Annotated in this window: 22 protein-coding genes; 8 read left to right on the forward strand and 14 right to left on the reverse strand. The window is 63.7% G+C overall.

From position 1 onward, the window contains the following. Window positions 1-177: 177 nt before the first annotated feature. From LOKO_RS11770 to LOKO_RS11780, 3 genes are all read right to left on the reverse strand, one after another. Window positions 178-981, reverse strand: a complete 804-nt coding sequence (locus tag LOKO_RS11770; protein ID WP_066449369.1) for a slipin family protein — start codon at window positions 979-981, stop codon at window positions 178-180. Between the two features lie 69 nt (window positions 982-1,050). Next, window positions 1,051-2,559: an NfeD family protein gene (locus tag LOKO_RS11775; protein WP_066452336.1), complete on the reverse strand. Its 1,509-nt coding sequence runs from the start codon at window positions 2,557-2,559 to the stop codon at window positions 1,051-1,053. Window positions 2,560-2,763: 204 nt separating this feature from the next. Continuing rightward, a complete protein-coding gene (locus LOKO_RS11780; protein ID WP_066449371.1) occupies window positions 2,764-3,498 on the reverse strand; it encodes a cytochrome c peroxidase in 735 nt (244 codons plus the stop codon). Between the two features lie 251 nt (window positions 3,499-3,749). Here LOKO_RS11780 and LOKO_RS11785 point away from each other — a divergent pair, with 251 nt between their 5' ends. Then, window positions 3,750-4,964, forward strand: a complete 1,215-nt coding sequence (locus LOKO_RS11785; protein ID WP_066449372.1) for an ABC transporter substrate-binding protein — start codon at window positions 3,750-3,752, stop codon at window positions 4,962-4,964. Between the two features lie 1,650 nt (window positions 4,965-6,614). Here the strand turns inward: LOKO_RS11785 and LOKO_RS20245 are convergent. The 4 genes from LOKO_RS20245 to LOKO_RS11805 all read right to left on the reverse strand — a co-directional run bounded on the left by LOKO_RS20245 (window position 6,615) and on the right by LOKO_RS11805 (window position 9,667). Next, window positions 6,615-6,896 (reverse strand): group II intron maturase-specific domain-containing protein, encoded by a 282-nt coding sequence (locus LOKO_RS20245; protein WP_417935401.1) that lies wholly within the window; start codon window positions 6,894-6,896, stop codon window positions 6,615-6,617. A 6-nt stretch (window positions 6,897-6,902) separates the two neighbouring features. Continuing rightward, window positions 6,903-7,952, reverse strand: coding sequence for a group II intron reverse transcriptase/maturase (gene ltrA, locus LOKO_RS11795; RefSeq protein ID WP_235588855.1), 1,050 nt, complete (start codon window positions 7,950-7,952; stop codon window positions 6,903-6,905). Window positions 7,953-8,151: 199 nt separating this feature from the next. Next, complete coding sequence (locus LOKO_RS19425) at window positions 8,152-8,382, reverse strand: hypothetical protein (protein ID WP_066449380.1); 231 nt, start codon at window positions 8,380-8,382, stop codon at window positions 8,152-8,154. 166 nt (window positions 8,383-8,548) lie between these two features. After that, complete coding sequence (locus LOKO_RS11805; RefSeq protein ID WP_066449386.1) at window positions 8,549-9,667, reverse strand: ABC transporter ATP-binding protein; 1,119 nt, start codon at window positions 9,665-9,667, stop codon at window positions 8,549-8,551. A 283-nt stretch (window positions 9,668-9,950) separates the two neighbouring features. On the opposite strand from LOKO_RS11805, the gene LOKO_RS11810 reads away from it, so the two are divergent. Both LOKO_RS11810 and LOKO_RS11815 read left to right on the forward strand, forming a co-directional pair. After that, window positions 9,951-10,553, forward strand: coding sequence for a class I SAM-dependent methyltransferase (locus LOKO_RS11810; RefSeq protein ID WP_066449389.1), 603 nt, complete (start codon window positions 9,951-9,953; stop codon window positions 10,551-10,553). A gap of 159 nt (window positions 10,554-10,712) precedes the next feature. Then, a complete protein-coding gene (locus LOKO_RS11815; RefSeq protein WP_066449392.1) occupies window positions 10,713-11,837 on the forward strand; it encodes an aminotransferase class V-fold PLP-dependent enzyme in 1,125 nt (374 codons plus the stop codon). Window positions 11,838-11,919: 82 nt separating this feature from the next. On the opposite strand, the gene LOKO_RS11820 is transcribed toward LOKO_RS11815, so the two are convergent. The 3 genes from LOKO_RS11820 to LOKO_RS11830 all read right to left on the reverse strand — a co-directional run bounded on the left by LOKO_RS11820 (window position 11,920) and on the right by LOKO_RS11830 (window position 16,729). After that, window positions 11,920-12,606, reverse strand: a complete 687-nt coding sequence (locus tag LOKO_RS11820; protein ID WP_066449398.1) for a CBS domain-containing protein — start codon at window positions 12,604-12,606, stop codon at window positions 11,920-11,922. A 139-nt stretch (window positions 12,607-12,745) separates the two neighbouring features. Continuing rightward, window positions 12,746-14,248 carry a hypothetical protein gene (locus LOKO_RS11825; RefSeq protein WP_066449401.1) on the reverse strand — a complete coding sequence of 501 codons (1,503 nt, stop codon included), beginning with the start codon at window positions 14,246-14,248 and terminating at the stop codon, window positions 12,746-12,748. A gap of 138 nt (window positions 14,249-14,386) precedes the next feature. Continuing rightward, window positions 14,387-16,729, reverse strand: a complete 2,343-nt coding sequence (locus tag LOKO_RS11830) for a mechanosensitive ion channel domain-containing protein (RefSeq protein WP_066449404.1) — start codon at window positions 16,727-16,729, stop codon at window positions 14,387-14,389. A 132-nt stretch (window positions 16,730-16,861) separates the two neighbouring features. Between LOKO_RS11830 and LOKO_RS11835 the strand changes: the two genes are divergently transcribed. Both LOKO_RS11835 and LOKO_RS11840 read left to right on the forward strand, forming a co-directional pair. Next, window positions 16,862-17,881, forward strand: a complete 1,020-nt coding sequence (locus LOKO_RS11835) for an amidoligase family protein (protein WP_066449407.1) — start codon at window positions 16,862-16,864, stop codon at window positions 17,879-17,881. Then, window positions 17,878-18,555, forward strand: a complete 678-nt coding sequence (locus LOKO_RS11840) for a gamma-glutamyl-gamma-aminobutyrate hydrolase family protein (RefSeq protein WP_066449408.1) — start codon at window positions 17,878-17,880, stop codon at window positions 18,553-18,555. Before LOKO_RS11835 ends, LOKO_RS11840 begins: the two co-directional genes overlap by 4 nt. A gap of 468 nt (window positions 18,556-19,023) precedes the next feature. On the opposite strand, the gene LOKO_RS11845 is transcribed toward LOKO_RS11840, so the two are convergent. Then, window positions 19,024-19,455 (reverse strand): OsmC family protein, encoded by a 432-nt coding sequence (locus LOKO_RS11845; protein WP_144439651.1) that lies wholly within the window; start codon window positions 19,453-19,455, stop codon window positions 19,024-19,026. Window positions 19,456-19,624: 169 nt separating this feature from the next. Between LOKO_RS11845 and LOKO_RS11850 the strand changes: the two genes are divergently transcribed. Next, entirely contained in the window at window positions 19,625-20,515 is an 891-nt protein-coding gene (locus LOKO_RS11850) for an aldo/keto reductase (RefSeq protein ID WP_066449413.1), read from the forward strand. Window positions 20,516-20,530: 15 nt separating this feature from the next. Here LOKO_RS11850 and LOKO_RS11855 read toward each other — a convergent pair whose 3' ends face one another. Then, the gene (locus LOKO_RS11855; protein WP_066449418.1) at window positions 20,531-21,091 is read right to left on the reverse strand and encodes a DUF1415 domain-containing protein; all 561 of its coding nucleotides are present in this window, start codon (window positions 21,089-21,091) and stop codon (window positions 20,531-20,533) included. 72 nt (window positions 21,092-21,163) lie between these two features. After that, window positions 21,164-21,841: a deoxyribonuclease V gene (nfi, locus tag LOKO_RS11860; protein WP_066449421.1), complete on the reverse strand. Its 678-nt coding sequence runs from the start codon at window positions 21,839-21,841 to the stop codon at window positions 21,164-21,166. A gap of 83 nt (window positions 21,842-21,924) precedes the next feature. Here nfi and LOKO_RS11865 point away from each other — a divergent pair, with 83 nt between their 5' ends. After that, window positions 21,925-23,229, forward strand: coding sequence for an exonuclease SbcCD subunit D (locus LOKO_RS11865; RefSeq protein WP_066449424.1), 1,305 nt, complete (start codon window positions 21,925-21,927; stop codon window positions 23,227-23,229). Beyond that, entirely contained in the window at window positions 23,226-26,528 is a 3,303-nt protein-coding gene (locus LOKO_RS11870) for an AAA family ATPase (protein WP_066449426.1), read from the forward strand. The genes LOKO_RS11865 and LOKO_RS11870 overlap by 4 nt, the downstream gene beginning before the upstream one ends. A 102-nt stretch (window positions 26,529-26,630) precedes the next feature. Here LOKO_RS11870 and LOKO_RS11875 read toward each other — a convergent pair whose 3' ends face one another. Then, window positions 26,631-26,849 (reverse strand): hypothetical protein, encoded by a 219-nt coding sequence (locus tag LOKO_RS11875; RefSeq protein WP_027962492.1) that lies wholly within the window; start codon window positions 26,847-26,849, stop codon window positions 26,631-26,633. Between the last annotated feature and the right edge of the window lie 40 nt (window positions 26,850-26,889).

Consider the following 26,889-nt stretch of genomic DNA (forward strand, 5'->3'; position numbering starts at 1 on the left):
ATCGTCGCGAGTGATTTGGATTTCGAGACAAGTTTATCGATCTGATAAGGCGAATAGCCCGCTATTTAACGCATTAGATCGAATGAAATTGGCCGAAAGACCGGATCTCGCAGCAGATCAATGTTAAGTCCGGCAGGCTCCACGCATGCCATGTTAGGTGTGCCCATGGCAGTAAGGTCAGGTGGTATCGCCGCCCTCCTGGTCGTCCCGGGCGGCCCGCGCCTGAGCGGCCGGTGACGCCTTCAGGTGCCGAAATGCCTCCATGATATCCATGGGCAAGGGGAACACGATGGTGGAGGCATTCTTGTTGCTCATGTCGCTCATGGTCTGCAGGTAACGCAGCTGCAGCGCCGCCGAGTTCTCGGCCATGACGTTGGCCGCCTCGACCAGCTTCCGGGAAGCCTGCAGCTCACCCTCGGCGTGGATGACCTTGGCGCGGCGCTCACGCTCAGCCTCGGCCTGACGGGCGATGGCGCGAATCATGCTCTCATCGAGATCGACATGCTTGATCTCGACGTTGGCCACCTTGATACCCCACTCCTCGGTCTGGGTATCTATGATCTCCTGGATGTCGTCGTTGAGCTTGTCGCGCTCGGAGAGCATCTCGTCCAGGTCATGCTTGCCCAGCACCGAGCGCAGCGTGGTCTGGGCCAGTTGGCTGGTGGCGATGGTGAAATTCTCGACCTGAATGATCGCCTTCTCCGGATCGACCACCCGGAAATAGAGTACCGCGTTGACCTTGACGGTGACGTTGTCCTGGGAAATGACGTCCTGCTCCGGCACGTCCATGGTAATCACGCGCAGGTCCACCACGGTCATCTGCTGGATTCCGGGAATTACGATGATCAACCCCGGACCCTTGACCGCCTGGAAGCGGCCCAGGAAGAACACGACGCCCCGCTTGTACTCGGGCAGGATGCGGATCGATGCGGCGATCAGCATGAGAACCAGTACCACTGGCACGAGATAGGAAATCAGCATGGTCCATCTCCTTGGTGTCACTAAGGCTGTGTTGTATCGGTATGTTCAGCAGTCAAGTATCGCAACAGTTCAGGTATCGACAGGCTCCACGACCAGAGTCAACCCCTCGACCGCAACGACCCTGACGACCTGGTCCTTGTGCAGCGGGCTGGCACTCCGGGCGTTCCAGCGCTCCCCCATCACACGAACATGGCCACGGCCTTCGAAGCGCTCGAGTGCTCGCCCCTGGCTGCCGAGCAGTTGTTCATGACCGGTCCTGGCCGGTCGTCGGCGCAGCCCCATGAAGCGCGTCAGTGTCCAAAGCATGAAGACGGCTGCCACCAGCGCGATGCCGCCGATCAACGGCAGCGAGATTCTCAGGTTGTCTGCATCCATCAGCATCACCGATCCGATCACAAAGGCGACGATGCCGCCCATTCCCAGAATGCCGAAGCTGGGCATCAAAGCCTCGCCCACGATCAGCGCCAGCCCTACCAGTATCAATGCCAGCCCCGCATAGTTGATCGGCAGCAGCTGAAAAGCGAAGAGAGCCAGCAGTAGCGAAATGATGCCGATGGTGCCAGGCACCAGGCTGCCGGGATTGGACAGCTCGAAGATCAGCCCGTAGAAGCCGATGATCATCAGGAAGTAGGCCACGTTGGGGTTGGTGATCACCTGCAGCAGCTGGGTGCGCCAGTCGGGGTCGAAGCGTTCGATGGTCAGCTCGGCCGTATCCAGTGTCCGCTCGCCGTAGTCCATCACCACCTCGCGACCATCGATCTGGGCCAGCAGATCCTCGATATCGACGGCCACCACGTCGATCACGTTCTTCTCCAATGCCTCGCGGGAGGTCAGGTTGACCGCTTCGCGCACCGCCTCCTCGGCCCAGTCGGCGTTGCGACCGTGGCGTTCGGCCAGCCCGCGAATATAGTAGACGGCATCCTCGAGTACCTTGCGCTCCATGGCGGTTTCGCCACGGCGGCGCGTATCGGCGTATTCCTCCTCTTCGGGAGCGGCCTCGTCTCCATTCGACTCACCGTTGGCACCCGCTTCCTCGTCGGCGCTGCCGTTACCGTTGCCATTGGCCTCGCCGCCGGCCTCGTTGTCTTCCTCCCCAGCCCCGCTGCGGTCATTTTCGTCGTCCGGCTCATCCAGGCCGGGGAAGCCGCCACCCATCTGCACCGGCGTCGCCGAGCCGAGGTGGGTGGCGGGAGCCATGGCGGCAACGTGGCTGGCATACAGCAGGTAGGTGCCGGCGCTGGCGGCCCGGGAGCCACTGGGCGAGACATAGATAGCCACCGGTACCGGCGAAGAAAGCATGTTGCGGATCATGCTGCGCATGGAGGCATCCAGCCCACCCGGCGTGTCCATCTGCACGATCACCAGCTCAGCATCACGCTCGGCAGCAAGCGACAGGCCTCGCTGGAAATAGTCGCCGGTAGCCGGGCCGATGGCACCGTCGATGGTCATGACCAGGGCAACCCGCTCGCTCTCCTGTGCCTGCGTCTGCCAAGCCAGCAGCCCACCGCCGAGAACCAGGCACAGCAGGCTGGTCAGCAGGAGAAAGCGATGAACGAAGGCAACCCGACGTGTCCGCATGATGACCATCCCTTGCGTGGCGTCCTTGCGTAGCGAAAGCTGGCTCCCCCCAGGAAGCAGGTATTTTCTACTTCAGGTACTTCTGAATTCAGATTAGCAGTGCAGAGACGTTAACGCAGGGTCGAGCATTATCTCTACCGGTACGCAATGGCCCGATGCCGCTGAACGGCATCGGGCGAGCGTGGCACTTATCGCTGCGAAGCGTCAGAGATTATGGGGTTCGCCGGCATAGCGCCGCTGCACTTCGACAACGTAGGCCGAGAGTGCCGCCAGCTCCTCGCTGTCCCACCCCAGTGCCTCGGCGGCCATGGGGCTGACCATGCACATCTGGACCATTTCGTCGGCATGCACCATTTCCATGCCAAAGAGATTCTCTCCCATTGCCACCCGATGCGGATAGGGTTGCTCGAAGGTCTCCAGGTAGCCTGTATCTCCCGCATGACAGGAGGCGCACGATAGGCCTGTCGTACTCAAGCTGGGATCGTTGAACAGCTCTTCGCCCAGTGCCAGCAGCGCCGGGTCGTTTTCACCCTCCTCGCTATATCCCGGGGTATAAGCCTCGGGGCGCTCTACCGCCGAGCGATCGCCAGCCTCTGCCTCTGCTTCTGCTTCCGCTTCTGCTTCCGCTTCTGCTTCACCCTCGGCTTCTGCCTCTGCCTCACCTTCCGCTTCTGCTTCACCCTCGGCTTCTGCTTCTCCTTCACCCTCGGCTTCTGCCTCTGCCTCACCTTCCGCTTCTGCTTCGCCTTGGGCATGGTTGCTGGCCAGCAGCATCGTCTCTTCGGAAACAGGCCCGTAGCCTGAGTCGGTCGATGCATTGATCGTCGTGGCGTGCAGCGCGGCACCGCCAGCCATCAGCGCCAGTACCGGGGCCGTATAGGCGAGCTGTTGACTGAGACGCCCTAGCAGCCTGCGGCGCTTGTCGTCATGCTGTGACATGGTCTCTACCTCCATGATGAAATTCCGATCAAGCCGTTGGTTGTTGTTTGCTTTGTCTGGACCCAAAGGGCCATGACACACCGCCGCTTGCCAGCGGTATCCTTTGGTAGGAGCCGAGGGCGATTACTTACAGACGCGCGGCAAGAATGCGTAAGAAGGTAAAGCAGAAGGGAAAAATCAGGCCAATGCTGTAAGGAATCCAGGCTTCCTTCGACCATCCACTGACCGAACACCGCACCAGGAACCTGCCAATGCTGAACCGTATGCTCGCTGTCACTACGCCACTTGCCCTGCTTATCGCCGCCCCACTGCATGCCGACCCCGATCCCGGCGACTGGGAATCCGTACTCGATGAGGCACATGGGCAAACCGTCTACTGGAATGCCTGGGCCGGTGACACGCGCACCAATCGCTACCTGGAGTGGGTCGACGGGAGGATGCAGGAGATCCATGGAGTGGAGGTGGTGCATGTGAAGCTCGACGACACCAGCACGGCGGTGTCGCGGGTACTGGCCGAGAAACAGGGTGGCAATCTCGAAGATGGCAGCATCGACCTGGTCTGGATCAACGGCGAAAACTTCGCCGCCATGCGGGCCAACGACCTTCTGTTCGGTCCATTTGCAGATTCCCTGCCCCACTTCCCCCTAACCTTTCCCGAACACAACCCTGAAGTGGTAACGGATTTCACGCTGCCCACCGAGGGCTTCGAAGCACCCTGGGGCAAGGCTCAGATCACCTTTTACTATGACAGTGCCGATATCGAGGGAGCCCCTCCCGGAAGCATCGAGGCGGTGCTGGACTGGGCAGAAGCCAATCCAGGGCGTTTCACCTACCCCAGGATTCCCGATTTCATCGGTAGCACCTTTCTCAAGCAGGCCTTGATCAAGCTGAGTGAGGATACCGACGCGCTCTACGCGCCCGTGTCGGAAAGTGACTTTGAGGCGGTCACCGCACCGCTGTGGGACTACCTGGATACGCTGCACCCCCATCTTTGGCGAAGCGGAAGGCAGTTTCCTGCCAGCGGCCCCGACATGCAGAGGCTGGTGGGCGACGGAGAACTCTCGCTGGCCTTCACCTTCAACCCGACGGCACCCGCCGCAGCAGTAGCTGACTTCGAACTTCCGACGTCGATTCGCAGCTATGTGCTCGATGAAGGCACCCTTGGCAACGTACATTTCGTTGCCATCCCGTTCAACTCCCCCAACAAGGCAGGCGCCATGGTCCTGGCCAATTTTCTGCTCTCACCCGAGGCACAGGCTCACAAGCATGATCTAACCGTGTGGGGTGATCCAACCGTCCTCGACCTGACCCGCGTCGACGATGAGATTCTCGCCCTGTTCCCCCAGGTGGAGGAAAACCCGGCCTTGCTGCCCCCCGAAGCGCTGGAAACCATGCTGCCTGAACCCCACCCCAGTTGGATGACTGCCCTTCAGGAGGCATGGCAAGCACGCTATGTGGGCAACTGATGCCATGAAGCCTTTTTCCGGTACTGACATCCCGTGATACTGCGTCTCGCGCCGGCACTGATCGTCACGCTGCTGGTCGCGCCCATTCTGGCCGGGGTGGCCATGGCGGTGCTGCCCGCCTTCGGCTATCTGCCGGCCCTGGGCGGTAACGAGTTCAGCCTCGCACCCTGGCGCGACCTGTTCGCCCAGCCCGGGCTCGCCCGCTCGGTGACGGTCAGTTTCGTCAGCGGCCTTGCCACCACCGTCGTCTCGCTGACGGTCGTGTTGCTGTTTCTGGCAAGCGCGTCGGGCAGTCGGCTCGATCGCTGGATTCGGCGCATGGTCTCGCCGCTGCTGTCGATTCCCCATGCCGCCGCCGCCTTCGGGCTGGCCTTTCTGATCGCGCCGTCGGGCCTGATCTCGCGACTGATATCGCCGGGGCTGACCGGCTGGGAGCGGCCACCCGACGCACTGATCGTCCAGGATCCCTGGGGGCTGTCGCTGATGGCCGGGCTTGTCATCAAGGAAATACCCTTCCTGCTGTTGATGAGCCTTGCCGCCCTGCCGCAGCTGGACCCCGAAAGACGCGTGGCGATGGCTCGCTCACTCGGCTACCGTCCGACCATCGCCTGGCTGAAGGTGGTGGCGCCGGCCCTCTACCCGCTGATCCGTCTTCCGGTCTACGCAGTGATCGCCTATGCCACCGCGGTGGTCGACGTGGCACTGATCCTCGGCCCCACCCTGCCGCCGACGCTCTCCGTGTCGATCCTCGCCTGGTTCAACGACCCCGACCTCTCCCGGCGTTTCATGGCCTCGGCCGGTGCCGTGTTGCAGCTGGGCATCACCGCCGCCGCCCTTGTGGTCTGGTGGTGCCTGGAGCGGGGTGTCGCCTGCCTCGGGCGTCGCTGGGTCGCCCGGGGCGGACGGCAGCGCGGAGAGCAGCCGCTGCGCCTGGCCGGGAAGGGATTGATCCTGTTCGCCACCCTCACCGCCTTCGTCGGTATCGGCAGCCTGGCGCTCAACTCCGTGGCCGGCTTCTGGCGCTTTCCCGAAGCCCTGCCCCAGGGCTTCACCGCGATGCACTGGATTCGCGCCCTGCCCTCGCTGACGGACCCGGTGGCCTCGACGGTGATAATCGCCGCGGCCTCGACATTGATCGCCCTGGCGCTCACCCTGGCAGCGCTGGAAAACGAGCAGCGCACCGGACGCCATCCGGCCCAGGGGCGGCTGCTGTCGGCACTGACGCTGCTCTATCTGCCGCTGATCGTACCGCAGATCGCCTTCCTGTTCGGCCTGGTGGTGGTCATGGAATCCCTCGGCAGCCGCCCAAACCATGGACTGGTCATCTTCGGCCACCTGCTCTTCGTACTGCCCTATGTGTTTCTCTCGCTGTCGGAATCCTACCGACGCCTCGACACACGCTGGTCGCAACTCGGGCGAACGCTTGGCAGCTCGCCAAATGCCGTCTTCTGGCGGGTACGCCTGCCCCTGTTGCTGGCGCCGATCCTCACCGCCTGTGCCGTTGGCATTGCCGTCAGTATCGGCCAGTATCTACCTCCCCAGCTGCTGGGTGCCGGTCGCGTGCCCACCGTCACCACCGAGGCGGTGGCGCTTGTCGGATTGCTGCTCGGGGCGATCCTTGCCAGCATCGGGGCGCTGCTGCAGAGTGTTCTACCCACGCCAATGCTGGCGCTGCTGCTGCTTAGTCTGTGGGTGGCGCTCTCCGGTGGGCTGCACCNCTCGCCCATTCCCCGCTGACTTCCAGGCACGCTGCTCGTCCAGACCCAGCGCCAGAAGCTTGCGGCGTCGGGTCCATGGGCGCTTCCACTGCCGCCAGATTACGCAGCGCAGTCGGCGACGTATCCATTGATCCAGCACTTCCAGGGGGCGTTTCACGTCGACGAGGCTGAAGTAGTTGGCCCAGCCCCGCAGGACCGGGATCAGTTCTTCGATGACGCGTCAAATGTTGCGCCCCCTGCCGCGCTTGAGGATCTCGCGGACACGCTGCATCAGGCGCTGCACACTGGCCTTGGCCAGCGTCAGCTTCGGCAGCTTGTGCCGAGTCAGCGTGTAGCCCAGATACCCCCGATTCCATGGCCGGCCCACCGCGCTTTTGTCGCGATTGACCGTCAGCCTGAGTGAGCTCTCGAGAAAATCACTCAGACTGGCCATGACCCGCTCGCCCGCTCGCCGACTCCTGACATACACCTGCATGTCGTCGGCGTAGCGGCAGAAGCGGTGGCCGCGGCGCTCCAGTTCCTTGTCCACGTCATCCAGCAGGATATTCGCCAGCAGCGGACTCAGCGGTCCGCCCTGGGGCGTGCCCTGCCGGCGTGGCGCGGTCAAGCCATCCTGGAACATGCCGGCTTCCAGGTAACGGCGGATCAGGCGCAGCACCCGCTTGTCGTGAACGCGGCGCGCGACCCGTGCCATCAGCAGGTCGTGGTTCACTCGGTCGAAGAAGGCTTCTAGATCGAGGTCGACCGCCCAGCGGTGGCCGGCGGCGACATGGGTCTTCATCGCCGAAACGGCCTGCTGGGCACTGCGCCCGGGGCGGTAGCCGTAACTCGATGCGGAGAAGCCCGGATCGAAGAGCGGCGTCAGCACTTGGAGCAGCGCCTGCTGGATCAGCCGGTCGGTGACCGTGGGGATGCCGAGCTGTCGCGTCCCGCCCTTGGGCTTGGGGATCTCGACGGCTCGAACTGGGCTGGGGTGGTACTCACCGGCCAGCAGCCGCTCGCGCAGCGTCGACCAGTGTTGCTTCAGGTGGTTGGCCAACTGGTCCACCGTCATGCCGTCGGCACCCGGCGCCCCTTTGTTGGTAACCACCCTACGGTAAGCCCGCGCCATGTTGACCTTCTCTACCACGACCTCCATGAGCGGGGCGGGCTCCGCTTTCGTCCACGATGACGACGCCGGGACCGTCTCGACGCCCACCGGCTGGGACTCGGGGTTCCGCCCCTGCCCCTCTGGGTGGGTGGCGGTATCAGCGCCAGTTTCTGTCTTCATGATCGATCCTCGAGACGTCATCGCCTACTCACGGCTCTCCATGTTCGGCCCTTGGTGCCGGGGTGAATCGGCACTTACTATGGCCTCTGCTGACGCCTGGTGGCCCATCCCGCCGCCTCTCGACGCCGGTAGCACCATGGCAGACCACCAGACCTCCCAGGGTAAGACGCGCGACCTTCCTCCCATCTACCCGCCGCATCTACTGCCGCCCCTTCCGGATAGCTATTGGGCTTCGAGTTTCATTGCCCTCTCGCCCAGGTGCGAGGAAGGGGCCGTAGTAGGCCTGCTGCATGGCGTCACCGGACGCACCGCCAAAGGAGATGACGGTCAGTGCCTGGGCGCCAGCGGAAACGGCCAGCCCCGTCGTCAGCAGGCTGCCGATGGCAACGCTGCGACCAAGACGCGAAAGTGGGAAACGGCTGTGAGTCATATCTTTCTCCCGGTCTTTGAGACCTTTGTTGTTGATAAGGAACGTTATTGAAACGTTGTTGGTACAGAACCTTGTTCTTGATGAAACGCTGTTGATGAAACGCACTTACCGCGCACCGTGCCAATCCGGGCTGCGCCTGGATATGTGCATGGGTCAATGGAGGCGATCAGGGAGCATCCAGTGCGCGAACGTCCTCGTCTCGCCAGCCGAGCTCCACCACATCGCCCGACCGCATGCTGCTGGTGAACTCATCCACGGGGACGCGGGCGACGAAGTCGTCGTTGCCGGCGAGTTCACAGCGCACCCGCATGTGATCCCCGAGGTAGATGAACTCCCGCACACGCGCCTGCATGCGATTGGGCAACTCTCGTGATGCGCCATTGAGCTTGATACGCTCTGGGCGAATCGAGAGCCGTGTGGTGTCGCCCACCCCCAGGCTCGGGCCGATCAGTGCTCCGGTGTTCAAGCCATCGCCAAAGCTGACCCGGCATTGGCGCCCTTCCACGGACTCGATGCGGCCGGGCAGGGTATTGTTTTCGCCAATGAACTGGGCAACAAAGGCATTGGCCGGGTACTCGTAGAGATTGCTGGGGGTGTCGATCTGCTGGATGATTCCGTCGTCAAAGACCGCCACGCGATCCGACATGGTCAGTGCTTCGCTCTGGTCATGGGTGACAAAGACGACAGTCAATCCCAACTGCTCATGAAGCTGCTTGATCTCAAGCTGCATGTGCTCGCGCAGCTGTTTGTCGAGCGCACCGAGGGGCTCATCCATCAGGATCAACTGCGGCTCGAAGACCAGGGCGCGGGCCAGGGCGACACGCTGCTGCTGTCCGCCCGATAGCTGCGTAGGGCGACGCCGAGCGAACTCACCCAGCTTGATCATATCCAGTATCTCGGCCACCTTGCGGTCAGCTTCAGCCGCCGGCACCTTGCGCGTCTTGAGCGGATAACGAATGTTCTCCTCCACCGTCATATGGGGGAAGAGAGCATAATTCTGGAAGACCATACCGAAATTGCGCTTGTGAGGAGGCACGCTGTTCAAGCGCTGGGTGCCCAGGTAGATGTCGCCGTTGGTAGGCACCTCGAAGCCGGCCAGCATCATCAGGCAGGTTGTCTTGCCGGAACCGGAAGGACCCAAGAGGGTCACGAATTCGCCTTGATGGATGGTGAGGTTGAGGTCCTTCACCACCAAGTTCTCGCCATCGAAGGTCTTCTGTACCGCATCGAAGCGAACCAAGGGTGGCGCCGAGTCGGAAGGTTCGCTGGTCTTGTTGTTTGGCATGGTATCACCCGCAGCTGGAAAGGGTGCTCAGACGTCAACAATTACAGACGTTCATATAAAATATCCACATTCCAAGCTATGCCTCCGCCAGCCCTCCGTCAAGTATATTTCACATACTCTTTAGCCGCAGGGGGTTTTTGGCCCGCGGCGCCGGGCATGCAACAATCCAGAATACCCGCTGCCGCAACCTGCCGGAGGGGTTATGAAACAAAGTGCCCTTTCCTGCACGAGCCCGCTAGCCTAGAGTGGAGTCATGTTACGCTATAAATCAGGAGGCTAGCCCATGACGGCTCAAGACCGACCCTCGGTCATGGCAGGAACCGAGCGACGCGCCCAACTGTCACTCTTCGCCCGTAATTTCTTCAAGCATCCTCGGATGCTGGGTTCCATTATCCCAAGTTCACCCTATCTGGTACGTCGGCTGCTCGAGCCGGTCGACTGGGAACGCGCGCGCGTCATCGTCGAGTATGGCCCCGGTGTCGGCACAATCACACGAGAGATTCTGAAACACCTGCATCCGGAAGCGACGCTGGTGGTCATAGAGACCAACGAGGAGTTCGTCGACTTCCTGCAACGCTCTTTACTCGATCCACGCCTTCAGGTCATCAGTGGCTCCGCCGAGACCATCCAGGCCGAACTCGATCGCCTCGGTCTGCCCGCCGCCGACTATGTCGTCGCGGGCATTCCCTTCAGCACCATGCCCGCGGAGATTCGCGAACGCATCCTCAAAGGCAGCCGGGAAGCGCTGCTGCCGGAGGGTTCCATGCTGATCTATCAGTTTTCACCCAAGGTCCTGACCGACCTGCGTCAGGTCTTCTCCGCCGTGGAATGCGGCTTCGAGCCCATCAACATCCCCCCGGCAAAAGTCTATTTCTGCAGACCCTGAGCCGCCATCCACCGGGGCCGCATGCGAATGCGTGTCCCGGCCAGGTCACCACCTCCCTTGCAAGACGACCCACCCCTTGGCGCCGAAACTGGTTCATGACCGCCAATCAGAATATCCTCTAGGCATTGCTTACCCCGAACTGTATACAGGGAGAAATAAATGCCCGGCCTGCTGCCCGATGTCGACCCCGATGGCCTGCTGGAATACTCGGTGGTCTATACCGATCGTTCATTGAATCACATGTCCCAGCGCTTCCAGGGCGTGATGCAGGACATTTCTACCACTCTCAAGCAGGTCTACCAGGCACATAGTGCCGTGATCGTGCCTGGCAGCGGCACTTTCGGCATGGAGGCTGCGGCACGCCAGTTCGCCACCGGCAAACACTGCCTGGTGATCCGCAACGGCCAGTTCAGCTTTCGCTGGTCCCAGATACTCGAGATGGGGGCCATTCCGGACTCCATCACCGTGCTCAAGGCGCGCCGCGAGGACCCGGCCGACCCGCTGTCAGCCTTCGCCCCGGCGCCCATCGAAGAGGTGGAACGCACCATTCACGACGAGCGGCCTGCGGTTGTCTTCGCGCCCCATGTCGAGACCTCCGCCGGTATCCTGCTACCCGATGATTACCTCAAGCGCATCGCAGCCGCCGTTCATGCGGTGGGCGGGCTCTTCGTCCTTGACTGCATCGCCTCCGGTACGCTCTGGGTGGACATGCGCAAGATCGGCGTCGACGTGCTGCTAAGCGCGCCGCAGAAGGGATGGAGCGGCCTGCCCTGCTGCGGCATGGTCATGCTCTCCGAGCTGGCCCGAGAGCGGATCGAGGAGACCACCAGCACCAGCTTTGCCTGTGACCTGCGCAAGTGGCTTACCATCATGGAGACCTACGAAAACGGCGGCCACGCCTACCACGCCACCATGCCCACCGACGGCCTGGCACGGCTGCGCGACATCATGGCGGAGACGGCTGCCTACGGCTTCGACAAGGTCCGCGAGGAACAGTGGGCGCTGGGCGAGGGTGTGCGCTCGTTGATGGCCAAGTACGGCTACCTCAGCGTGGCGGCTCCCGGATTCGAAGCGCCCGGTGTCGTGGTCTACTACACCCGTGATCCGGGTGTCGTCGGCAAGTTTGCCACCGCCGGCGTCCAGGTAGCGGGCGGGGTGCCGCTGATGTGCGACGAGGGCGAGGGCTATCAAGCCTTTCGCATCGGCCTGTTCGGTCTGGACAAGCTGCACCATCTCGAGCGCAGCCTGGATAATCTGGAGGCTGCCCTCCAGCAGATCCGCTGACGCACTATCAGTAGGGCGGCCGGTCGGCCGCCCTACTGACATGCACTAGTCATACTTTCCTGCGCCCTGTCGCTCCGGGGCCTCAGGCTCCCCCCATACCCCGCGGCAACATCCCTACGTTGTTTTCTACCGACTTCACCCCGGGGGTGTTTTCAATGGCTACCTGAACGGCTTGCCACTCTTCCTGATTCTCCACCAGGCCCCAGGCCTGAACAGCACCATCGGCGACGATGACGTTGATACGGTCGACCCAGACCCCGGTGTTATCGTCGATCTCCTTGAGAATGGCATCGCGAATGTCTCGATCATCAACGCTGACCGCCTCGACGTCCGTCTTCTTGGCGGCAAAGCCGCGCAGCAGATTGGCCCGGCTGACAATCCCCACCAGACGGCCATCGCGCACCACCGGCACCCGCTTGATATGGTGGCGCTCAAGCAGCTTGGCGATACGTCGCAGCGACTCATCCTCGCTGACGGTCACCGGGTCGCGAGTCATGATTTCGTGCGCCTTGCGTGCATGGGTCTTGATGTACTCGCTGGGATTATTGCCCTCAAGCAGCTGCAGCCACCAGGACTTGCGACGCTGTGTGCCAGTCTCGACCCGTCGCATCAGGTCGCCCTCACTGACGATGCCCAACACCTTATGCTCCGTATCCACCACCGGCAGCGCACTGATGTTGTTGTCGAGCAGCAGGCGAGCGATCTCCTGGACATCCGCGTCGGGCGAAACAGTAATGACATTGGGCGTCATGACATCTGCAGCTTGCATGGTGGTATCTCCGGATAATGAAAGCGGGAAGGCATGGCTATGAATCTAGTCCCAGATGGGGGGTCTCACAAACCGCACCTTCACCATTACATTAGCAGACAACTATTTTCAACAGCTTGACATGAAGCAAGCCTACCTCTCAAACCTTCGCCAGCCGGGACCCATTTCCCTCTTCCGACTCTCCACCCTCCTGGTAGACCTGCTCCACATCGACGATACGTGAACGGCTCATGACGATCTTCCAGCGCTGAATGACTGGCCGGGTATTGATGCCTTCCTCGCGGATGACCAGATTCAGAAGATGGCGCTTCTCCACCGACTCCTGAGATACCTGGCCATCCTTCAACCGGTAGACATGGTGCTCGCCCTTGTCCATCAGTCGTGCCAGTACCGAGAGGTCAAGCGACAGGGTTTCACGCGTCGTCTCGTAGCCGCTGAGGAAACGGGTAGGCGACATGCGTGAACTCGAGCGATAGTGGAGTACCACTTCCTCGCGCTGAGCCACATTGCGCTTCCTCACCCTTTGGATATCTTCATCGAGCTTGCTGAATCGCTTGTAGTCGAACCACTCCAGCTGGCGACCCACCGGCGCGCCGCTGGTGGCATCCAGATACTGGCGTCGCCACTTCGGTCGCCCCTTGCGCAACCAGCGCCACAGCGTATTACGTAGATCATCCTTGAATACCTCCCGCATGGCATAGAGTACGGCCATCGCGAGCACGAAAAGAGCCGTGATGTCACCAAGGGAGTCGCGGGCCTGGAGCAGCCCCAGTGAGACGAAGATCATGACCACCGCCGTGGCCAGCCCCTTGACCGCCTTCTGCTCCCCACTGCCCAACTCCTGGCTCTGCTGCTTCAGTGTTACCGGGTGTTCGATCAGTCGCCGCAGCAGCCGCATCTTGTTGGACATCCGGGTGGGGTCATGGGTGACTCGACGGGAGTTGTACTCCGCCTGCTCGCGATGATCGCTCTCAGCAGTACAGATCGTCAGTAACCGTTTCCGCGCCGAACGGAACCCCCTGCCTCGCGGCAGGTTTGCCACCAGCGCCAGCAACTGCTGCTCGGTGAACCAGGAAAGGTAGTTGTCGATATTGGCATAGTACTTGTGAAGCTTTTCGCTGCCGGGCTGGTTGCGCCGCAGGCGTCGCAGTATGCCTTGAGCAAGCTCGCACAATTCCTCGAGCTGTTCGCTCAGGCGCACCGCTGGGGTTATCGCCTCCTCGGCACGCTCACCCTCCGCAGGAGGCAGCTCGCCTTCGGCGTTCGACTCATCCCGACCGTCCTGGCGCCGCTCCTCCTCTTTCACCTGTCTGGCAGTGTCCAGCAGGGTCTGGGTCGAGCGCTCCAGTGCAACCACATACTGGTAAGCGTAGAGGCTGAGGCTCAGCCGGTACTGGTCGCTGGTCAGCTTGCCGCGGCTGGCCAGCCGGCTCAGCACCAGCGGCAGATGGTGTTTGTCACTGTAGTAGGTGCGCTTGCTGTGAATGACGCTGTGGTAGAAGGCGTCCTCGGAGATGACGTGATCGTTCAACCCCAGCTCACCGGGTACGAACAGGAACACGTCCAACCGGTGCGAGGTCTCCTCCTGCAGGACGCGGGAAATCTTGAGATGAAAGCTATCCTTGCGTTCGACGGTGATCACGTCGCCGCTGCTCCTGATCCAGGGACCGAAGGTCGGTAGTATCCAGTCCCATGGTACGGCGGAAGGCGGCCAGCTTGCCACGGTCCCACCCAACGCCCTGCGCTGACGATGCGCCTGCCAGTCAACGCAGTGCCGTCATCATTCGGGGGAGGCCCGCTGTGGATTGGTGTCGCCCTGCGGGTCGGCAATACCCGCTTCACCCGGTTCCCGCCCCTTGGCGTCACGGAACTGTCCCTGATGATCGTCTGACGCCGTTCCAGTGGACATATCATCGCCGGGCTGACCTTCCATGCTGACGCTGAGCCGCGGCATGCCCAGATCGATCTCCTTGGCTTCCATGCGTTGCTTCAGCAGCAGGTTGAAGGCACGGGCCACATCCCACTGCATTACCGGTGCAGTGCGGAAGCGCATGCGTAGCACCGCAGCCCCTTCATCAAAGCGGTCGACGCCCTGCATTTCCAGGGGCGACCAGATATGGTGGCGCATCATCGGGTCCTGGCGCAGTTCCTGGGCCGTTTCCTGCATCAGGGTGATGGCATCGTCTATCTTCATGGTGTGCGGTATGCGGATGCGCATCAGCGCAATACCGAAATGACGTGACATGTTGTGGATCGACTGGATGGCGCTGAAGGTGATGATGTGCAGGATGCCGTCCAGGTCGCGCAATCTGACGGTGCGCAGGGTCAGGCCCTCGACGGTGCCCATATGGCCATTGATCTGAACGAAGTCGTCCACCGCCAGTGAATCCTCGATGATGATGAAGATGCCGGTGATGAGGTCCTGCACCAGGGTCTGGGCCCCGAAGCCCACCGCCAGGCCGATGACCCCGGCACCGGCCAGCAGGGGTGTAACGTTAACCCCCAGGTTGGCCAGGCCCACGATACCGGTGATGATTACGATGGTGGCGAAGATCACGTTACGGATCATCGGAGTAATGGTCTGAGCCCGTGCCTGGTTGACCCGGCGGCCACGGGAGCGCCCCGAGGTGATCAGCGCCCGCTGAATCGCGGTATCGGCAAATATCCACACCAGCCACGCCAGCAGCACGGTGAAGCCCAGCGCCAGCAGTGCCTGGCCGATACGCATGCCGGCCACGCCCTCCCTACCCAGGCCGAACAGCGAGCCGCCCCATACCTGCAGCGACAGTTCGGCGAAGACGATCCAGGCAACCACATGCGAGAGTGCATAGCCGAAGCGCTCGAGACGGCGCCGGTATTCACTGATCCGACGGCGCTTGGCGCGCCGCTCGATGTGACGCTGGATCAGGCCGGTAACGACCAGGGTCAGCACCAGCAAGGCAGCAGAGATGATCGAGCGGGCCAACGCCGCGCCGACATCCCCCACGGTGATAAAGATGGCCAGCAGTGAACCCACCACGATCAGCAGCGCCGGGACATGCCACAGCCCACCGACGATACGCGCCAATTCGATAGTGGTGCCACCGTCAGAGCGAACACGCCAGGAGCGATTGCGGATCAGATGCTTGATTGGCCGCTTGAACCTGAGAATGAAGCGAATACTGAGAATGGCTGCAAGCATATTGGCCAGCACCGAGCCCAGCGCCGCCAGTTCTTCCCCTATCATCAGAGACAAGCGTTCCGAATTTAGCGCATCGCCGAGCGCGATCAGTGCGCCAATGACGAACAGCTTACGCAGAGCCCGCTGCTGCAGGATGAGCACTGCTATGAAGCGATGGCCTCGGGTAAAGACCGAAATCACACATTCCACTATCACCGACAGGGCGCGCCCGCACAGCGCCAGATAGGCGATGATCAGCGCCAGGGTTCGTCCGGGGCTGGCGGGCAAGGCCTGGGCAAGGCCCATGACAAGGACGAAGGCCAGGGCCCAGGGCAACATGCGCCGGAGGAAATGCAGCGCCAGCAGCCAGCCCCGCGGCTCCCGCGGCAAGTCAAGGGGCAACCCTCGCTTCACGAACAGCTGCCTGCCCAGGGCAATCAGGATCACCAGCAGCCCCGCCCAGATCGCCAGCAGTACGGCACTCTCGATGGTGAATCGTGCGATCTCGGCGGAGTCTGTGCCAACTATCAAGTCACCGAGATCCTCCCATCCCTGCTCCAGCTGGCGCTGCCAGTCATCGATCGGCGACTCACCCGCTTCGGCCTGCTCACCCAGCTCGCTGAACGTCTCCGCCAGGGCGCCGAGCAGCCCCTGCCGCTGCCCCATTCCCTCTTCGGCACGCTCGGCATGCACCTGCTGCAATTCGCGCAGGCTTTCGAGCAGCGCCTCGCGCTGCTGGGTATCCTCCAGGGTGCCAATCACCTCGTTCAGCGACTGCTGGAACGCCGCGGGGTCATGACCGGCATCGTCCTCGCCGCCCCCCAGCCCGCCGATAGGCAGGGACTGAGCGCTCAGTGGACCACCGGAAACCAGCAACAGGACAACAAGCAGGATCGGCAGCCAGGCCCAGTCCTTGCGCCATCGCCTGCTGCCCCTCAACGCCTGAAAGAAACCACCTGGCATTACGTGACTACTCCTTTACATGTTCGCTGCCTCGCCCTGTGACAGCAGCCAGCAATTATCGATTCCTCCGAGCCTGCTCAGCACTATGCTAGGCTGGCGGCGAAGACAGCACGACTCGCACAGGATGCCTCCATGTTGCCTCAATCACCACCCACGCCACTGAGCTACCAGGGTAGACCTCGTAGAGTGGGTGTCGAAATCGAATTTGCCGGCCTGCCCCCCTTGGGTACCGCCGAGCTGGTGCATAGCCTCTTCGGTGGCGAGATCAGCGTGGTGAGCCCCCATCGATTCAAGGTGGAGGAGACACGCTGGGGCACCTTCGTCATCGAGCTCGACACACAGTATGCGCATCCCGATGCCAAGCTGCTCCAAGAGGTGCCGCGCAAGGAGAGCGAGTGGGAGCGCCAGCGACGTCAGATGCGGGTGGAGTTGCATAACCGAACGCGTCAACTGATCGGTGACGTGGTAACCGGTCTGGTGCCAACTGAAGTGGTCTGTCCCCCCGTGCCCTGGGACGAACTCACCGAGCTGGACGCCCTGTTTATGGCGCTCTACAGCCATGGCGCCAAGGGCACCGACGCCAGCCTGCTCTACGGCTTTGGCCTGCATCTCAACCCCGAAGTCGCCAGCCTGGATGTCGCTTACATTCTCAAACAGCTGCGAGCCTATCTGCTCATGGCGGAGTGGCTGCGACAGGAGATCGATATCGACATCACCCGCGAGGTGCTGCCTCACGCCAATCCCTTTCCCAAACCCTACGCCCTCAAGGTGCTGGCTCCGGACTATGCACCGGATCTCGATGGCCTGATCGCCGACTACATCGCGTTCAACCCGACCCGCAATCGGGAGTTGGACCTCTACCCCCTGTTTGCCTTTCTCCGGCCGGATTACCCGCACGAACTGTTCCACGACACACTGGTCAAGGCGCGCCCCACCTTCCACTACCGCCTGCCCAATGCTCAGCTTTCACAGCTAGGCTGGGGTGCCGTGGTGGAATGGAACCGCTGGGTGGAGGTCGAGCGACTCGCTGCCGATGACGAAGCGCTCACCAAACGTTCCGCCGACTACATCAGCTATCACACTCTGCCGCGCCTGACTCGCTGGGTCGGAAAGCTGCGCGACTGGATCCGGGAGGCCCGTACCCCCTCATGACCCGCCCTCTCATCGGAATCACGACCTCTGATTACAAGAGCCGTATCGCCTGGTGGTTCGACTGGTTCGCCGTATGGCGTCACGGCGGACGCCCAATGCGACTCTCCCCCTCGCGCCCGCAGCCCGATCACCTCGACGGTCTCGTCATCGGTGGTGGCGACGATATCCAGGCCCACCTCTACGGCGGCGAGGTCCAGCTCGATGTCCGGGTTGACCCGCAGCGAGACGAGCTGGAGCTGGAGCTCATCGAACGCTTCGTCCCCCTGGGGAAGCCGGTATTGGGGATCTGCCGTGGCGCTCAACTGCTCAATGTCCACCTGGGTGGCACCCTAGACCCGGACATCTACACCACCCATGAGGGACTGAAGCGGCGCCGTACCGTGCTGCCACGCAAGACGGTGGATATCGTCGCCGACAGCCAGCTGCACCGCATTCTCAAGGTCAACTGGTGCCGCATCAACAGCCTGCACCATCAGGCCGTTCAGCAGACAGGGCCGGGCATCGAGATCGTGGCCCGCGACCGGGACGGCCTGGTCCAGGGCATCGAATCCCGGGAGCACGAGTTCCTGATCGGTGTGCAATGGCATCCGGAGTGGCTGATCTTCAATCGCCCCCAGCAGCGGCTCATCCACGCCCTGGTCGAAGCGGCCCGTCACGGCATGTCCTCTGAGTGAAGGCCGAACGACAGCGGCCGCCTGTCGGCGCCAGTCGCGATGCGAAGCAGCGCTCCAACAGCGGTTTTCTCCACCAACAGTGCTACCCCGTTGTTGGAGGAAGCTTCAGCTCACGACTGGAGGCGCAAGCCTCCCGGCGGTGTTGCCCAACGTTGGCGATCGCTGCCAACGTTGGCGATCGCTGCCAACGTGGCGGCCTCCGCCAAGGCGCCTACCGGCGCCAGTCGCGATGCGAAGCAGCGCTCCAACAGCGTCCCTTTCCACCAACGGTGCTACCCCGTTGTTGGAGGAAGCTTTAGCTCACGACTGGAGGCCGAAGGCCTCCCGGCGGTGTTGCCAGCGCTGGCGATACCCAACAACCTTGCCGTCTCCGCCAAGGCGTCTGCTGAGCCTTATGCGTAACCAGGAAGCCGAACGACAGCGGCCACCCGAAGGTGGCCGCTGGCAGGCATCATTGTCAGGGAGGTATCAATTTTCCAGCGTGGCATCCAGCGTGATCTCGGCATTCAGCAGCTTGGAGACCGGACAGCCCGCCTTGGCCTTGTCCGCGGCATCCTGGAAGGCGGCCTGGTCGGCGCCCGGGCTACGCACCCGTGTCTTGAGATGCACGGCGCTGATGCTGAAACCGCCGTCATCCTGGCTCAGCGTGACCGTTGCCTCGGTCTCGATCTTCTCGGGTTCGAGGCCTGCTTCCCCCATGATCATCGACAGCGCCATGGAGTAGCAGCTGGCATGGGCCGCACCGACCAGCTCCTCCGGGTTGGACCCCGGCTTGCCCTCGAAGCGCTGGCCGAAATTGTAGGCCACCTCCTTGAGCGCACCGCTCTCGGTCGAAACCTGACCGCGCCCCTCTTTCAGACTACCCTGCCAGACAGCGCTAGCGGATTTCTTCATGCTCATGTCGACTCCTTGCGATGATGGGAACTGGTCAAAAAGGAATGGCGAGAACGGCAGATCTTGCCGCCACCCATCCCTCACCATAGCGCATGGGCTTGTCTTCGCCATCCCTTTTACGCAATTATATGGAAATTATTTCCAATAGACGCTTTCGCAAGAGCGCCTGATCGCCATGAAACACTCCCGCACTCCGCGTATCCCGCCTCCCGCCACATCAAACGCCCCCATCTTCTCGCTCCCAGCCATCGGTCAGGGCACCTGGTACATGGGCGAAGGGCAGGCCCCGCGCCGCGACGAGGTCCGCGCCCTGCAGCAAGGCCTGGAGCTTGGCATGACCGTGATCGATACCGCCGAGATGTACGCCGACGGAGGTGCCGAGGAGGTCGTCGGCGAGGCTTTGGCCGGCCGTCGCGACCGGGCCTTCCTGGTCTCCAAGGTCTACCCCTGGAATGCCGGTCGCCAAAGCGCCATCGAGGCCTGCGAACGCAGCCTTTCCCGCCTGGGCACCGACCACCTCGACCTCTACCTGCTGCACTGGCCGGGCAGCATACCCCTGGAGGAGACCCTGGAGGCCTTCGAGCGACTGCGCGAGCAGGGCAAGATTCGTCGCTTCGGCGTCTCCAACCTCGACGTCGATGAACTCGATGCGCTTTATGCCCTGCCAGGCGGCGGTGACTGCGCGATGAATCAGGTGCTCTACCATCTCGGCTCCCGGGGCATCGAGACAGCGCTGCGGCCTTGGGCAAGCCGTCATGACCTGCCGCTGATGGCGTATTGCCCGCTGGCACAGGCCGGCCAACTGCGCCACGACCTGTTCGAGCACCCTGTGGTTCGTGAACTTGCCGACGGGCTGGGCATCACCCCCGCCCAACTGCTGCTGGCCTGGGTCATCCGCCCGTTCGAGGGACGTCGCGACGTCATCGCCATTCCCAAGGCGGTGCAGCCGTCACATGTCGAAGAGAATGCCGCCGCGCTGACGATTGAGCTCGATGACGAAACCGTGGCAAGGCTCGACGATGCCTTTCCGGCGCCGAGAGGCAAGGTGCCGCTGGATATCGTCTAGGCGGGTGGTTACCGCTCAGTAAGCGTTCTTGTCCCGCAGCTTGGCCAGGTTGGCGGCCAGGTGCCCTGCGCCCAGGCGACGCATCACATCGATGTTGCGCTCGGGAATGGCCTCGGGGTCGGCATAGTGCGTCAGGACCTGTTCCAGGCTCGCCTCCCGCAGCAGATGCAACATCGGCCAGGGGGAGCGATTGGTGTAGTTGGCGGGGTCGTCCGGTTCGGCATCCTCGAAGCAGTAGTCGGGATGGAAGCTGGCCAACTGGTAGATACCCTCATAGCCCTGCTCGGCCATCAGCGCCTCGGCGACGGCCAGGAAATCGAGGTAGTCGTCAAAATCCCCCAGGCCATGGCGCAGCACCAGCAGGGTGGTCTCGATCGCAGGAGTTTCGTCGAGGCGATGGCACTCCTCGATCAGCGTCAGCAGGGCCGGCTCCCACTCGCTGACCTCCACTTCCGTATAGCGAATGGTGTCGCGAGCAAGCTCCCGACCGGCGAAGGGGCATACGTCGTGGGCGACCACGAAGCTCTCGACCCAGGTGCGGGTCGCGGCAAGGGCAGGGCTAATCGAAGCAGGCATGGCAGGGCTCGGCAGGTGACGGAACCCCATGTTCGAACGCGGCGGCAAGGAATGCAAAGCCCAAGGCGGCCATCAGCGACTTTTCTCATCACGCCGCGAGGCCAACCGGTCGGCCAGCCGCGTCGGTTCGGGCAGCTTGGTGCGTCCCAGGCAGCGCACCACCCAATCGAGCGAGGTCTCAAGCGATATACGATGGCCGAGCGAAATATAGAGCGGTTTCACTGCCAGCCGGGAGCGCAGCACCCCGCCGATGGTCTCGCCACGATGACGCAGCGGCGTCCACTCCCCCTTCGCCTCGGGCACCTCGCCGTAGCTGCCGCAGAGCCGTGATTTGGCCACGCCGATGGTCGGCAGGTCGAGCCACAGCCCCAGGTGCGAGGCCACCCCCAGGCGGCGCGGATGGGCGATGCCCTGGCCATCGACCATGACCAGTTCGGGCCGGGTGGTGAGCAGGGCGAAGGCCGCCAGCGCCGCCGGGATCTCACGGAACGACAGCAGGCCGGGCACATAGGGCATGCGGGTCGGCTCGCGGTGGACCACCTGCTCCAATGGCGCAAGGGTCGGCCAGCTCAGCACCACCACCGCGGCGCGGGTCATCTCCCCACCCTCTTCGAAGCCGATATCCACCCCGGCGATATGTCGCACGGGGTCGATCCGATCCTGCCGTTCGATGCTGCCAGCCAGGCGCTTCTGCAGCGCTATGGCCTCCTCCGGGGTCAGGTTCCAGTCATGCAGCGCTGCGACGGGCATGCTCGAGCCTCCTGATTCGTCCTTGTGTCTCGCGTAGACTATCGCTTCCATGTCGCTGGTCACCATAGCAGGGAAGAGGCTCGATGAAACTGATCCACACCGCCGACTGGCACCTGGGCCAGACCTTCCACGGCCAGGAGCGCCATGTCGAGCATGGTGCCTTCCTCGACTGGCTGCTCCAGACCCTGGAAGCGCGACAGCCCGACGCCCTGCTGATCGCCGGCGATGTGTTCGACGTGGTCAACCCCTCCCTGCGCGCACAGGAGCAGCTCTACGGCTTCATCGTCGAGGCGCATCGTCGCCTGCCACGGCTCGACATCGTGATGATCGCCGGCAACCACGACAGCGGCAGCCGCATCGAACTGCCCGGCCCACTGATGCGCCGCCTCAATGCCCATGCCCTCGGCCGGGTGAGCTGGTGCGACGACGGCAGCCTCGAGGCCGAGCGCCTGCTGGTGCCACTGACCGACGCCGCTGACGAGACCCGCGCCTGGTGCCTGGCGCTGCCCTTCCTGCGCCCCGCCGAGGTCACCGGCAACCGGCGCGAGAGCGCGACCGACGGCGAAGACGAAGGCGGCTACATCGCCGGTATCCAGCGCGTCCATCGGGAGCTGATCGACGCCGCCCGCCGGCAGCGCCGGCCCGGGCAGGCACTGGTGGCCATGAGCCACGCCCACCTGCGCGGCGCCCAGGTCTCCGAGCACAGCGAGCGGCCCATCGTGATCGGCGGCGAGGAGTCGATCTCGGCGGCGCTGTTTCCCAACGACATCGCCTACGTGGCACTGGGCCACCTGCACCGTCCGCAGCAGGTCGGCGAGCCGCGCATCCGCTACAGCGGCAGCCCCCTGCCGATGGATTTCAGCGAGGCGAACTATCCACACCAGGTGGTGGAAGTCACCCTCGAGGGCGAGGCCCTGGTCGGCAGCGAGTCGATTGCCATTCCCCGGGCGGTGGAACTCCTGCGTGTCGGCCCCGCTCCACTGGACCAGGTATTGACCGAGCTGGAGGCCCTGCCACGCGAGGCCCAGGAAGCGACGCCGGAGCAGGAAGCCTCGGCCGGGGGCACCCTTCCCCGCGAACGCTGGCCCTGGCTCGAGGTGCGTGTCGAGCTCGACGCCCCCCGCCCCGACCTGCGCCACCGTATCGAGACGGCGCTGGCCGACTGCCCGGTGCGCTTGCTGCGCATTCACACCCGCTTTCCCACCGCCACCGGCGCCGGCCATGATCCACGGGTAACGCTGGAGAGCCTGGGCCCCCGCGCCCTGTTCGAACGTGCCTGGCAGGAGAGTTACGGCGCGATGCCGGACGCCGAGACCCTCCGCGACTTCGACGCCCTGTGCCAGGAGGTGCTGCATCAAGCGTCACCCAGTGAGGAAGGCAATCCATGAAGATCCTTGCCATTCGCCTCGAGAACCTCGCCTCCCTGGCCGGCAACCACGAGCTGGATTTTACCCAGCCGCCGCTGGCCGACGCCGGCCTCTTCGCCATCACCGGCCCCACCGGCGCCGGCAAGAGCACCCTGCTCGACGCCCTCTGCCTGGGGCTCTACGGCAACACCCCGCGGCTGCGCGGGGCACGCCAGGATCAGGCGCGCCTGCCAGACGTCGGCGACAGCGACGTGACCAGCTTCGATCCGCGGACATTGCTGCGCCGCGGTGCGGCTGGCGGCCACGCCGAGGTCGATTTCCTCGGCCGCGACGGGCATCGCTACCGGGCACGCTGGGCGGTGCGGCGGGCACGCGACAAGGCCGAAGGCCGCCTGCAGGCCGCCGAGCAATCACTCACTAACCTTGAGGACGGGCGTCTTCTCACCGCCCAGAAGCGGGAGTTCGACCGCCTCCTGCCCGAGGTGCTGGGGCTCAGCTTCGAGCAGTTCACCCGTGCCGTGCTGCTGGCCCAGAGCGAGTTTTCCGCCTTCCTCAAGGCCGACGACAACGACCGCAGCGACCTGCTGGAGCGACTGACCGGCACCACCGAATACTCCGCCATCTCCATGGCCGCCTATCGTCGTGCCAAGGAGGCGAAGGGCGTCGTCGATGCCCTGCTGGCCAGGCTGAACGACGATCTGCCCGCGGCCCCTGACGTAAGAGCCGAGCTGGAACGCGACTCCGAGACCACCCAGCAAGCCCTCACTCACCTGCAAAGGCAGGCGGAGTCGCTCAAGGCACAGCAGCGCTGGCACAGCGACGACGCCCACCTCAAGGCGGCCCATGTCGAGGGATTGGACCAGCAGCAGGTAGCCGACACCCATTGGCAAGCGCTGGCTGAGCAGCGTGCCGACCGCCACTGGCGCCGCCTGATGGCTCCCCGCCGCCAGGACCTCTCCCGTCAGGCCCGCCTGCCCGGGCTGATCGCCGAGGCAGAGCATGCCCGCCACACCACCCGCCAGGCGCTGGCTCGGGCCCAGCAGGAGGCGCAGGACGCTAGCGGCATCCACCGCCAGGCCGCCCTGGCCCTGGAGGCGGCCAACGAAGCGCGCCGCAAGGCCGAACCCGACCTGAACCAGGCTCGTGAACAGCACCACGCCCTGAACCAGCGGCGGCGCGAACTGGCTGAGCTGACTGCCGAATGCGAGCGTGCTCGGGAGCAGGCTGCTCGGTACCGCGAGCAGCATCGCCAGGAGCACGAAAGGCAGCAGCAGCGGCTCGAGCAGCAGCGCCAGTGGCAGGCCACCCCGGCCGAATTGATGGGGAGTCACACCTACCAGCCTGCCGCCCGCCAGGCCATTCAGCAGGCCCACGACAGTGCCGCCAGCCGCCAGCTGGCCCTGGGCGAACTGCAGGGCGTCTGGCGCGAGTATCACGAGGCCGAGCGCGCTCATCGGCAGCGCGAAACGCGTCTCGCCGAAGCCCATGAACGCCTGGAGGCGCTGACCCGGGAGGGGCAGGCCGCCCGCCAGCGCCTGGAAGAGCGAAAGTCACGCCACGACAACTTGAGCGCCTTTATCGAACGGGCCCGGGCCGCCCGGAGCGACAGTGTGGTGATGCTCCGCGAAGGCCTGCAGGAAGGCGAGCCCTGTTCGGTATGCGGCGGGCGCGACCATCCCTGGCGCCAGCATCCCCCGGCCACCCCCGAGGCGGCCCAGCTCGCCGCCCAACAGGCGGCAGAGGAGCACGAGCTCGATGACGCCCGGCAGAAGTGCGAGCAGGCACTGAATGCCCATCAGGAGCTGCAAGCGCAGTACAAGGTGGTGCGGGATACCCTGCAGCAGCACCAGAACGAGCAGCCGGCAGGCCAGGCGCGTCTGCAGGCGGCTCGCCAGGCACTCGATGCCCACCCGTTGACGGAGGAACTGACCCCCGTGGCGGCGGACGAGCGTGACGCCTGGCTGAGCCGGCAGCGCCAGAGCAGCAGCAACGAGCGCAATACCCACCAGGCCACCCTAGAACGGCTCCACCGCGCCGAGGCCGAACTGGCACCGCTGGAGGAGTCGCTGCGCCAGGGTGAGCTGGCGCTGACGCGCCTGACGACCGAGAAGACCAACGCCGAGGCACGGCTGGCCGAGCTGGACGCACGCCGCCCCGCCCTGCAGCGCCAGCATGACGAGACCGCCGCCGCCCTGCGCACCCTGCTCGGCGACTACGCCACGCCGGAGGCCTGGCAGCAACGACTCGACCACACCGAGACCCAGGCCCGTCAGGCCCTGGATGCCGCCTTAAGCCGCCAACATGCTGCTGAACGAGAGCTGCAACGCCTGTCTCAGCGACTCGACCACCAAGAGCAGCAGCTCGGCACCTTGCAGCAAGAGAGCGACCAGCTCGTCCGCTCACTCAGCGAGTGGCGCCAGGCGCACCCCGAGCTGGACGATGCCACCCTCGCCCGCCTGCTGGCCCAGCCTCAGGAGGAAGCCGAACGCGACGAAGCCCGGCTGCAGGCGGCGGACGAGGCCAGCCAGCGCGCCGCCGCCACCCTGGCCGAACGCCGCTCCGCCCTGCTTCGCCACCGCCGTGCCCAGGGGCTGGCCGATGACGAAAACGACGATGAGCTACTGGGCGAAGCGTGCGAAGCGAGGATCGCCAGGCGCCATGACGACCTGGCCGCTGAACGGGAAGCCCTTGAGCCCGGACTGCAGGAGGCCCAACGAAGGCGGGACGACGCGGTTCACGCCCTGCGCGACGACGAGCGCCGCCGGGCACGCCAACAGGCCGGCCAGGCCGAACTGGAAGCGGCGCGCACCGAGCATCACCGCTGGGGGCGCATCAGCGAACTGATCGGTTCCGCCGACGGCAAGGCCTTCCGCCGCATCGCCCAGGCCTACAACCTGGAACTGCTGCTCGACCACGCCAACGCCCACCTGGCCAACCTCGCCCCACGCTATCGCATGGCCCGGGGCGGCAGCCCGCTGGGAATGCTGGTCATCGATCATGACATGGGCGACGAGCAGCGCTCCGCGCACTCCCTCTCCGGCGGCGAAACCTTCCTCGTCTCCCTGGCACTGGCCCTGGGTCTGGCGTCGATGGCCTCGGGCAACCTGGTGATCGAGTCGCTGTTCATCGACGAAGGCTTCGGCAGCCTCGACCCGCAGTCGCTGGCACTGGCCATGGACGCCCTCGACGGCCTGCAGGCCCAGGGACGACGCGTCGGCGTGATCTCGCATATCCAGGAGATGCATGAACGCATACCGGTGCAGATCAAGGTGGAACCGCTGGGGAACGGCGCCAGCCGGGCAAGACTGGTGAGTGCTTGAAGAGAATAGCTCAGCGCGCCGGGAGTTGACCCGGCAGCCGACTCACTTCCTCCAACTCCTTATCCCGATAGACATTTTTCAAGTTCACCAGGGCAATCGCAATCAACTTAGCTTTCTTGTGACCGTGCAGTGGCACACATCACCATCGATGCTATCAATGCGAACAACAACTGGGCGATCCTCAGCCGGATCTTCGGTAAACAGGAGCCAGCTATTGGAATCGAGCCCCCGGACATATTCCCTGCCCACCTCAGGCTCCTTCACCTGATCAGTACCAATCTTCGTGGTCATGCCAACCTCAAGACGTCTTATATCTTGCATGGGCTTCTCCTATATCAAAGAAAACAGAACAACACCTGCC

The sequence above is a fragment of the Halomonas chromatireducens genome (genome assembly GCF_001545155.1).
In the GTDB taxonomy this organism is placed as follows: Bacteria; Pseudomonadota; Gammaproteobacteria; order Pseudomonadales; family Halomonadaceae; genus Halomonas; species Halomonas chromatireducens.

Excerpts from the sequence above, each read along its gene's own strand:
- LOKO_RS11820 (WP_066449398.1), bottom strand. The coding sequence starts at position 12,606 with ATGCAAGCTGCAGATGTCATGACGCCCAATGTCATTACTGTTTCGCCC.
- LOKO_RS11855 (WP_066449418.1), bottom strand. The coding sequence starts at position 21,091 with ATGCCTGCTTCGATTAGCCCTGCCCTTGCCGCGACCCGCACCTGGGTC.
- nfi (WP_066449421.1), bottom strand. The coding sequence starts at position 21,841 with ATGCCCGTCGCAGCGCTGCATGACTGGAACCTGACCCCGGAGGAGGCC.
- LOKO_RS11840 (WP_066449408.1), top strand. The coding sequence starts at position 17,878 with ATGACCCGCCCTCTCATCGGAATCACGACCTCTGATTACAAGAGCCGT.
- LOKO_RS11830 (WP_066449404.1), bottom strand. The coding sequence starts at position 16,729 with ATGCCAGGTGGTTTCTTTCAGGCGTTGAGGGGCAGCAGGCGATGGCGC.
- LOKO_RS11835 (WP_066449407.1), top strand. The coding sequence starts at position 16,862 with ATGTTGCCTCAATCACCACCCACGCCACTGAGCTACCAGGGTAGACCT.
- LOKO_RS11785 (WP_066449372.1), top strand. The coding sequence starts at position 3,750 with ATGCTGAACCGTATGCTCGCTGTCACTACGCCACTTGCCCTGCTTATC.
- LOKO_RS11775 (WP_066452336.1), bottom strand. The coding sequence starts at position 2,559 with ATGCGGACACGTCGGGTTGCCTTCGTTCATCGCTTTCTCCTGCTGACC.
- LOKO_RS19425 (WP_066449380.1), bottom strand. The coding sequence starts at position 8,382 with ATGACTCACAGCCGTTTCCCACTTTCGCGTCTTGGTCGCAGCGTTGCC.
- LOKO_RS11845 (WP_144439651.1), bottom strand. The coding sequence starts at position 19,455 with ATGAGCATGAAGAAATCCGCTAGCGCTGTCTGGCAGGGTAGTCTGAAA.
- LOKO_RS11810 (WP_066449389.1), top strand. The coding sequence starts at position 9,951 with ATGACGGCTCAAGACCGACCCTCGGTCATGGCAGGAACCGAGCGACGC.
- LOKO_RS11865 (WP_066449424.1), top strand. The coding sequence starts at position 21,925 with ATGAAACTGATCCACACCGCCGACTGGCACCTGGGCCAGACCTTCCAC.
- LOKO_RS11780 (WP_066449371.1), bottom strand. The coding sequence starts at position 3,498 with ATGTCACAGCATGACGACAAGCGCCGCAGGCTGCTAGGGCGTCTCAGT.
- LOKO_RS11875 (WP_027962492.1), bottom strand. The coding sequence starts at position 26,849 with ATGCAAGATATAAGACGTCTTGAGGTTGGCATGACCACGAAGATTGGT.
- LOKO_RS11770 (WP_066449369.1), bottom strand. The coding sequence starts at position 981 with ATGCTGATTTCCTATCTCGTGCCAGTGGTACTGGTTCTCATGCTGATC.
- LOKO_RS11815 (WP_066449392.1), top strand. The coding sequence starts at position 10,713 with ATGCCCGGCCTGCTGCCCGATGTCGACCCCGATGGCCTGCTGGAATAC.
- LOKO_RS11850 (WP_066449413.1), top strand. The coding sequence starts at position 19,625 with ATGAAACACTCCCGCACTCCGCGTATCCCGCCTCCCGCCACATCAAAC.
- LOKO_RS11870 (WP_066449426.1), top strand. The coding sequence starts at position 23,226 with ATGAAGATCCTTGCCATTCGCCTCGAGAACCTCGCCTCCCTGGCCGGC.
- LOKO_RS11805 (WP_066449386.1), bottom strand. The coding sequence starts at position 9,667 with ATGCCAAACAACAAGACCAGCGAACCTTCCGACTCGGCGCCACCCTTG.
- ltrA (WP_235588855.1), bottom strand. The coding sequence starts at position 7,952 with ATGAAGACAGAAACTGGCGCTGATACCGCCACCCACCCAGAGGGGCAG.